Below are 8830 nucleotides of genomic sequence, written 5' to 3'. Positions count from 1 at the left end.
TAGGGCCGCCACGCCGCCGCGGGCCAGCACGGCGACGGCATCCGCCTGCAGCGCCTGCAGCACCGCCGGCCCGGCGCGCGACAGCACGCAGGTATCGTCCAGCCCGCTCAGGATGGCCAGCAGCGCATTGAGGCGGGACGCGGTTTCGCTGTCGCCGCGCGAGCGGCTGCGCTGCAACTCGGGCAGCCCGCGCTCGACGACCTGCGGAAAGCCGGCCTGCGCCTGGCCGCGCGCGCCGGTGACGCCAAAGTCGCGGCAGGCGCTTTCGCCCTTGTTGCCGCTTACCAGCGGCGCGTGGCGGTCCGGCAGGCGGGCGATGGAAGCGGCCAGCTGCGCCGTTCGCGCCGGGCTGGCCGCGTCCGGCTCAATGGCCGCCGCCGCCACCAGCAGGCCCATCGCCCAGATCGCGCCCCGGTGGGTGTTGATGCCCTGCGTGACCTGCATCATGGCGGCCTCGGCTTCACGGCCCATCCGGCCCAGCGCCTCGCGCAGCGCCAGCGTGGGCGTCCCGGCATCACGGGCGGCTTCGGCCATGCAAGCGAACGCCGGCGCCAGCGCGCGGGCCGAGCGGCACATCAGGTCCAGGTCCAGGTCGGTGTGCGCGCCCCGGCCCCGGCGGTCCACCAGCCCCGGCTTGGGCGTCAGCCGTGCTTCGTCGAGCAGCGCATCAACCGCCTGCGCGGCCAGCCATGCCGAGTTGCCCTGTGCCGGGAGAAATTCAAGGTCAAGCGCCTTCATCACCAGCTCCTGAACTTGGCCGGCGGCTCGTACAGCCCACCCGACCAGTCCACCAGATCGGCCATGCTCTTGGCTGCGAGCAGCGAGCGCGTGGCCTGGGAGCGGTCCACGCCCAGGTCTTCGGGCAGCGCAATCAGCCCTTCGCTGCGCATCTGCCGCGTCTGGGCCGGGTCATGCCGCAGGCCAATCGGCGTGACGCCGGCCACGGCGGCGATCATCGCCTGGCGCTGCGCCAGCGACTGCGCCTTGTAAAGGTAGGCAATGCCTTCCTCGGTCAGCACGTGCGTCACGTCGTCGCCGTAGATCATGACTGGCGCCAGCGCCATGCCCGAATCCTTCGCGACCTGCACCGCATCAAGTTCCTCGACGAAAGTGGGCTTGCCGCCGGCCTGGAAAGTCTCGACCATCTGCACCACCAGCTTGCGGCCCTTTTCCAGCGGGCTGTCGGTCTGCAGCATGTCCAGCCAGGCGGGCGTGCAGTGGCGGCGGCCGCCGGGCTGGTGGCCCATGTTGGGCGCGCCGCCAAAACCCGACAGCCGGCCCCGCGTGACGGTCGAGGAATGGCCGTCGCCGTCGATCTGCAGCGTCGATCCGATGAACAGATCGACCGCGTACTGGCCCGCCAGCTGGCACAGCGCGCGGTTCGAGCGCATCGAGCCGTCGGCGCCGGTGAAGAACACATCGGGCCGCGCCGCGACGTACTTTTCCATGCCGAGTTCGCCGCCAAAGGAATGCACGCTCTCGACCCAGCCCGACTCGATGGCCGGAATCAGCGAAGGATGCGGATTGAGCGCCCAGTGGCGGCAGATCTTGCCCTTGAGCCCAAGCTGCTCGCCGTAGGTCGGCAAGATCAGCTCGATGGCGGCGGTGTTGAAGCCAATGCCGTGGTTGAGCGACTGCACCTGGTGGCGCTCATAGATGCCGCGAATCGCCATCATCGCCATCAGGATATGCACCGGCTTGATCAGGCGCGGGTCGCGGGTGAACAGCGGCTCGATGAAAAAGGGCTTGTCGGCTTTCACCACGAAGTCGATCCACGAGCCGGGAATATCGACGCGCGGCAGGTCGCCCACGTCATCGACGATCTCGTTGACCTGCGCGATCACGATGCCGTCGCGAAAGGTCGCCGCCTCGACCAGCGCGGGCGTGTCCTCGGTGCTGGCGCCGGTGTAGAGGTTGCCGGCGCGGTCGGCCGTGAAGCCGGCGATCAGCACGACGTTGGGCGTCAGGTCGATGTACAGGCGCGCGTAGAGTTCGATGTAGGTGTGGATGGCGCCGATCTCTAACTGCCCGTCTTCCAGCAGCTGCGAGATGCGCAGGCTTTGCGAGCCGGCATAAGAAAAATCGAGCTTGCGGGCAATTCCGCGCTCGAACAGGTCCAGGTGCTCGGAGCGGCTGACGCTGGGCATGATCATGTGCAGGCCGTTAACCTTGGCCGGGTCAACCTGCGCCAGCGAGCGCGACAGGAAATCGGCCTGCTTCTGGTTGTTGCCCTCCAGTACCACGCGGTCGCCGGGCGCGATCAGCGATTCGAGAAACGGCACGATGTCGGCCGTGGGCACCACGCGGCCGTCGGTGAAGGCGGCTGCGCGCGCCAGGCGCCGTTTCTTTTCGGTTCGGCGGGTATCCCACGACCGGCTGCTGGGTTGAGTCTGCATGCTTGCTCCATAAAATCGCTTTGAAAGCAAAGATATTCGAGCAGGCCGGCCAGATCAATGAACCTTGTCGCAGATTCATTACGCTGGGCGCAAAGGTTGAGGCCCGGAAGGACACAAACGCCATGAACGGCGGTGCCCGGCAGCAGGCAGGAAAGAATCAGCGCGTTCTGCTGCGTCGTTTCGACACCGTCCGCCATCGCCGGAAATGGAAACGGAAATCCCGTCAGAACACCAGGGTTTCAACACCCTCGTCGGTTCCCAGCAGGCACACATGCGCCTTCTGGAACGCAAACACCCCCACCGTCACCACGCCGGGCCACTGGCTGACCAGCGATTCGAAGGCCAGCGGATCGGCAATCTTCAGGCCGGTCACGTCCAGGATGTGCTGGCCGTTGTCGGTCACCAGCGGCTGGCCGTCCTTGTGGCGCACGGTGGCGGCGCCACCCATGGCCTCGAACTGGCGCGCAATGCGCTGCGCGGCCATCGGGATGACCTCGACCGGCAGCGGAAAACCGCCCAGCGTGGCAACGTACTTGGACTTGTCGGCAATGCAGATGAAGCGGCGCGACTGCGCAGCGACGATCTTCTCGCGCGTCAGCGCCGCGCCGCCGCCCTTGACCATGAAGCCAGCGTGATCGATCTCGTCGGCGCCGTCGATGTACACCGCCAGTTCGTCCACCTCGCTGGCCTCAAAGACCTTGATGCCCAGCGCCCGCAGCCGCTCGGTTGAAGCCACCGAGCTGGACACGGCGCCCTGGATCCGGTCCTTCATGGTGGCCAGCGCGTCGATGAACTTGTTGACGGTCGAGCCGGTGCCGACGCCGACAATACTGCCGTCCTCGACGTAATACAGGGCGGCCTGGCCGACCAGGGTTTTGAGTTCGTCTTGGGTCATGATTTGCTTTTCGTCAATGGTTTGAGGTGAAACGGGTTTTGCGACAATCAGGGCTTATGCCTTGCGGAGCCCGGCGTTTTGCCTGGCTCGCACACATCCACCGCTCTCTGCCCGAATTATCCAATGTCCCTGCTTCCCTACGCCCTGGCCCGTCCCTTTTTATTCGGGCTGGACGCCGAAACCGCCCACGAACTGACCATGGCCTCGCTAGCGCGCACCCAGGGCACGCCACTGTCGGCGCTCTACTGCAGCAGCAAGGTCAGCGACCCGATTGAGCTGGCCGGGCTGAAGTTCCCCAACCGCGTCGGCCTGGCCGCCGGGCTGGACAAGAACGCGCGCTGCATCGACGGTCTGGCCGCGATGGGATTCGGCTTTGTAGAAGTCGGCACGGTGACGCCCAAGGCCCAGCCCGGCAACCCCAAGCCGCGCATGTTCCGCCTGCCCGAAGCGAATGCGCTGATCAACCGCCTGGGCTTCAACAACGACGGGCTGGATGCCTTCCTGGCCAACGTGCAGAAGTCAAGCGTTCGCAAGCCCGGCGCCAAAAGCACATTGCTGCTGGGCCTGAACATTGGCAAGAATGCCGCCACGCCGATTGAAAACGCGGTGGACGACTACCTGATCTGCCTCGACGGCGTGTACCCGCATGCCGACTACGTGACCGTCAATATTTCCAGCCCCAACACCAAGAACCTGCGCGCGCTGCAGAGCGACGAGGCGCTGGACGCCCTGCTCGGCCAGATTGCCGAGCGCCGCGAAACCCTGGCCGGCCGGCATGGCAAACGCGTGCCGATTTTTGTCAAGATAGCGCCCGACCTCGATGAAGCGCAGGTCGGCGTGATTGCCGCCACGCTCAAGCGCCACGCGATGGATGGCGTCGTCGCTACCAACACCACGCTGAGCCGCGACGCCGTCAAGGGCCAGCGCCATGCCGAGGAAGCCGGCGGCCTGAGTGGCGCGCCGGTGCTGGCGGCCAGCAACCGCGTGATCAGCCAGCTGCGTGCCGCGCTGGGCACGGGCTTTCCCATCATCGGCGTGGGTGGCGTGATGAGCGGGCTGGACGCCGTGTCCAAGATCAAGGCCGGCGCCGACGTGGTGCAGATCTACACCGGCCTGATCTACAAAGGCCCGGCGCTTGTCACCGAAGCCGCAAATTCGATCAAAAAGTGCCGCTAGCGCAATAAGGACGGGCGTATTCAGCTATTATTTTCATAGTTTGCACGCGGCCGGAAAATCGCTTCAGTGTTTGCCCGCAGTCCTGGCAAGGCGTGTCGCCTGGAGCACCGCACGCGCTACCCAGGGCCATTTCCGGCGGCTACCATGCAGTCAACCCTGACCCGGAGACTGCCCTTGGCCACCACCGCTTTTCCCTCTGCCCTTCCCTTTCCCCACCTGCTGTCGCCGCTGGACCTGGGCTTCACCACGCTGAAAAACCGCGTGCTGATGGGCAGCATGCACACCGGGCTGGAAGACGGCCGCAAGCATTTTCCCGCCATGGCCGCCTACTTTGCGGAACGCGCGCGCGGCGGCGTCGGCCTGACGGTTACCGGCGGCTTTGCACCCAACGTCGCCGGCTGGACCAAGCCGTTTGCCGGCATGCTGGCCACCTCGGGCGCGGCGCGACGCCACCGGCAGGTCACCGATGCGGTGCACCAGGAAGGCGGCAAGATCGCGCTGCAGATTTTGCACACCGGGCGCTATGGCTACCACCCGCTGTGCGTCGCGCCGTCACGCATCCAGAGCCCGATTTCGCCGTTCACACCTTATGCACTGAGCGCCAGCGGCATCGAGCGGCAAATTCGCGCTTTTGTGCGCTGCGCCATGCTGGCACGCGAAGCCGGCTACGACGGCGTCGAAATCATGGGCAGCGAAGGCTACCTGATCAACCAGTTCCTGGTGACCCACACCAACCAGCGCACCGACGACTGGGGCGGCAGCTATGCCAACCGGATGCGGCTGGCCGTCGAGATCGTGCGGCGCACGCGCGAAGCCGTGGGGCCGGATTTCATCCTGATCTACCGCCTGTCGCTGATCGACCTGATTCCGGACGGCAGCAGCTGGACGGAAGTCGTGCAGCTGGCCAAGGCGGTCGAGGCAGCGGGCGCGACGTTGATCAACAGCGGCATCGGCTGGCATGAGGCGCGGGTGCCGACGATTGCCACCTCGGTGCCGCGCGGCGCCTTCACCTGGGTGACGAAAAAATTGCGCACCGAACTGCGCGCCGCCGGCTTGACCATCCCGGTCATCACCAGCAACCGGCTGAACATGCCCGAGGTTGCCGAGCAGGCGCTGGCCGACGGCTGCGCCGACATGGTGAGCCTGGCGCGGCCCTTACTGGCCGACCCCGACTTCGTCAACAAGGCCGCGCAGGGGCGCAGCCAGGACATCAACACCTGCATTGCCTGCAACCAGGCGTGCCTGGACCACGCCTTCAAGGCCAGGCTGGCGAGCTGCCTGGTCAATCCGCGCGCCGGGCATGAAACCGAACTGGTCATCCGCATCGCAGCAGCCAGAAAACGCCTGGCGGTGATTGGCGCCGGTCCCGCCGGCCTGGCGGCCGCCACGACGCTCGCCGAGCGCGGCCACGACGTGACGCTGTTCGATGCCGCCGGCCAGATCGGCGGCCAGTTCAACCTGGCCCGGCGCGTTCCCGGCAAGGAAGAGTTTGCCGAAACCCTGCGCTACTTCGGCCGCCGGATTGAACAAACCGGCGTCACGCTGCGGCTGAACACCCGCGTGGAAGCGGCCGAGCTGGTGCTGGAGCGCTTTGACGAGGTCATCCTGGCCACCGGCGTCACGCCGCGCAACCCGCGCATTCCCGGCCAGGACCATTCCCGGGTGCTGAGCTATATCGACGTGCTGACGGGCCGCCAGGTGGTCGGCGAGCGCGTGGCGCTGATCGGCGCGGGCGGCATCGGCTTTGACGTGGCCGAGTTCCTGGTCACGCCGCCCGGGCATTCCACCGCCCTCGACCTGCCCGCCTGGCTGGCCGAATGGGGCGTGGCCGACCCCGGCAGCGTGCGCGGCGGCGTGGTGCGTCCGCACATCACGCCGCCGGCGCGCCAGGTCACGCTGCTGCAGCGCAAGGCCGGCAAGATGGGCGCCGGCCTGGGCAAGACGACCGGCTGGATTCACCGGGCGGCGCTGAAGATGAAGCAGGTCGAAATGATCTCGGGCGTGAACTACGAGCGCATTGGCGACCAGGGAAGCGGCGTGGGCCTGTTCATCACGCATGGCCCGAAGCGCGAGAACGGCGCGGTGCTCGAAGTCGACCATATCGTCCTGTGCGCCGGCCAGGAGCCATTGCGCGAGCTGCTGGAGCCGCTGCGCGCCGCAGGCATGAAAACGCACCTTATCGGCGGCGCCGACGCGGCCGGAGAACTCGATGCCAAGCGGGCGATTGACCAGGGAACCCGGCTGGCGGCATCGCTGTAGCGGACTGAACGGCCGGCCGGCTTGCTCCTCGTCAAGGGCTTTGCAGTGGCGTCACACGCTTCACTGCGTAACATCAGTTACCCGATCCGGAAACTTTGTGCCGCCTGGAATGCCGACATCCCGCGGCTCTGCGTATAGAGTTGGCAAGCATCCGGCCCATGCCCGCCGCAGCCCGTCTTCGTTCTGGCCACTGATGGGCGCGGCAGACAGCCTGCCGGGCCGGCGTGAAACACATCGGGGGGGCCATGGAACTGCTTCAGCGGCTCAAGGAATCGATTGCCTGGCTCGGCGGCGCGCTGGCTGCATTGACTGCCATCTGCTATGCCACCGGCTACTACGCCTTTCATGCCCACCTGACGATGCTGGGGCTGGGCCGGGTGGTGGATTTCAAGCACGAGGACATGCTGCTGGAGGGCGCCCGGTTCTTCTTTGCCGTCACGGCCCACCTGCTGCAGATGGTGCTGGCCCTGGGCGCCGGAGGCGTCAGCGTGCTGGTGCTGCTGGCGCTTCTGGGCGAAATCGGGCCGCTGGCCAGAAGCGGGCAGCGTGTGCGTGAATGGCTGGCCCAGCGCCGCGCCGCACTGGCTGCGGCACGTCCGGCGCTCAAGGGCACGCTGCTGCTGACGGCACTGGTGGTCCTGCTGATTGCCCATACCGACCGGTTTTTCTACCCGCTGCTGGCGCTGGGGCGCATTGACAGCCTGCTGTTTCGCAGCAGCGCGCAGGCCACGGTGGACTGCCGGGCCTTGATTCCGGCGGTCGGCAGCGGATTGCCGCCGGATGTCGCGGCTTCGCTGCTGATGCAGGGCGAGCGCTGCAATGTGTTCCTGCTGGCCGAGTTCCGGCGCCTGCTCGACGGCTACCTGGTGCTGCTGATGGCCATCGGCGCGTCGTTTTCCTTCACCGCAGCCATCCGGCCCGAGCTGCTGGCGCGGGCCTGCCGCCTGGTGCTGGCCGTCTATGGAATGGTCTACACGCTCTTGCTGCCGGTGGCTTTCGGCATCCTGGTGCGGGCGGCGGTCTATCCGGTAGCCAGCCTTGAATTCAAGGACGGTGCGCTGGCCAGCGGCAACCTCATGACGCGCAACGATAAAAACCTGCTGCTGTGGCTGCCTGCCGAGCGAAAAGCCGTGTGGTACCCAAGCGAGACGATTGCACGGCTGCAAGTGACAGGCCAGGCCAACCTGTTTTTAGTTCCGGAAGGAGGCGCCAGATGACCCTGCCCCATATTCCCCAACTGTCCAGCCGCCTCAAGCTGGCCGTGCTGATTGCGCTGCTGCCGGCGTGCGCACCCCTGCCGCCCGCACCCCGGCCCACGCCCACCAGCCAGGAACAGGTGCCGGTGCTGCGCCCGGTCGGCCGGATCACCTTCATCGAGGGGCCGAATGCGTTTGTCGACCGGGGCAACCATGGCGCCGGGCAACCGGCCCAGCTGGGCCAGGCGCTGCTGGCCGGCGACCGTTTCTATACCGGCCCAGGAACGCGCATGAAGATCGATTTCTGGAACGGCGGCTACCTCGAAATCGACGAAAACACCGACCCCAGCCTGTTCCAGGACCTGAACTGTCTGGTGGTGAGCCTGTTTCGCAGCGGCCGGATTTTTGTCGACAAGTCCAATGCCTGCGTCGAATCGCTGGGCACCAAAAGCCAGCAGTTCAGCAAGGTAGCCTATTCCGTGATGCCAGCGGGCGCCTACCTGCAGATCACCGTGGTGGAAGGCGAGGCCCGCACCCTGCAGCCTGCGCCGGCCACGGTTCCGGCAGGCTGGCGCATCGACCTGACGAGTCGCGGCCTGCTCGGCGACGGCCGCGCCTACCGGGTTCCCGAGGAAGCGATCCGCCAGTCCATCGGCTGGACGCAGTACTACCGCAACCGCAGCCGGAGCACGCCTGCGCCTGAATTCCCCTTGTTCAGGTTGCCTTTCCCGCCTGCCCTGCCGCAGCCGCAATATCCAACGCCTGATCGCAGGACACCGGCACCAGGCCGCAACAGGTAAGCCAAATGCTATTAAATAGAGCCAATTGCACAATTCTGCGTCATAGGTTCAGAAGACTGGTTTTTCGTAAAAGCCAAGCTGGATGCGATCGAACTGAAGAGTTTTTCG

7 protein-coding genes are annotated in these 8830 nt (G+C 66.3%); 4 read left to right on the top strand and 3 right to left on the bottom strand.

Annotated features, from left to right (window positions below; all coding sequences use genetic code 11):
• From GZ092_RS21045 to rpiA, 3 genes are all read right to left on the bottom strand, one after another.
• A partial coding sequence (locus tag GZ092_RS21045; protein ID WP_293639273.1) for a triphosphoribosyl-dephospho-CoA synthase occupies positions 1-738 on the bottom strand: 738 nt, incomplete at its 3' end.
• Positions 738-2396, bottom strand: a complete 1659-nt coding sequence (gene mdcA, locus GZ092_RS21040; RefSeq protein ID WP_293639271.1) for a malonate decarboxylase subunit alpha — start codon at positions 2394-2396, stop codon at positions 738-740. The genes GZ092_RS21045 and mdcA, both read right to left, overlap by 1 nt.
• Positions 2397-2619: 223 nt before the next feature.
• Positions 2620-3291, bottom strand: coding sequence for a ribose-5-phosphate isomerase RpiA (gene rpiA / locus GZ092_RS21035; protein WP_293639269.1), 672 nt, complete (start codon positions 3289-3291; stop codon positions 2620-2622).
• Positions 3292-3414: 123 nt separating this feature from the next.
• Here rpiA and GZ092_RS21030 point away from each other — a divergent pair, with 123 nt between their 5' ends.
• The 4 genes from GZ092_RS21030 to GZ092_RS21015 all read left to right on the top strand — a co-directional run bounded on the left by GZ092_RS21030 (position 3415) and on the right by GZ092_RS21015 (position 8722).
• The gene (locus GZ092_RS21030) at positions 3415-4467 is read left to right on the top strand and encodes a quinone-dependent dihydroorotate dehydrogenase (RefSeq protein ID WP_293639267.1); all 1053 of its coding nucleotides are present in this window, start codon (positions 3415-3417) and stop codon (positions 4465-4467) included.
• A gap of 144 nt (positions 4468-4611) precedes the next feature.
• Positions 4612-6726, top strand: a complete 2115-nt coding sequence (locus GZ092_RS21025) for an NADPH-dependent 2,4-dienoyl-CoA reductase (protein ID WP_293639265.1) — start codon at positions 4612-4614, stop codon at positions 6724-6726.
• Between the two features lie 245 nt (positions 6727-6971).
• The gene (locus GZ092_RS21020; protein ID WP_293639263.1) at positions 6972-7943 is read left to right on the top strand and encodes a hypothetical protein; all 972 of its coding nucleotides are present in this window, start codon (positions 6972-6974) and stop codon (positions 7941-7943) included.
• Positions 7940-8722: a hypothetical protein gene (locus GZ092_RS21015; RefSeq protein WP_293639261.1), complete on the top strand. Its 783-nt coding sequence runs from the start codon at positions 7940-7942 to the stop codon at positions 8720-8722. The genes GZ092_RS21020 and GZ092_RS21015 overlap by 4 nt, the downstream gene beginning before the upstream one ends.
• Positions 8723-8830: the final 108 nt, after the last annotated feature.

This window comes from Polaromonas sp. (assembly GCF_010365105.1).
In the GTDB taxonomy this organism is placed as follows: Bacteria; Pseudomonadota; Gammaproteobacteria; order Burkholderiales; family Burkholderiaceae_C; genus Polaromonas.
Note: the sequence above shows the minus strand (reverse complement) of the source record. Positions and strands in the feature narration are given on the sequence as shown.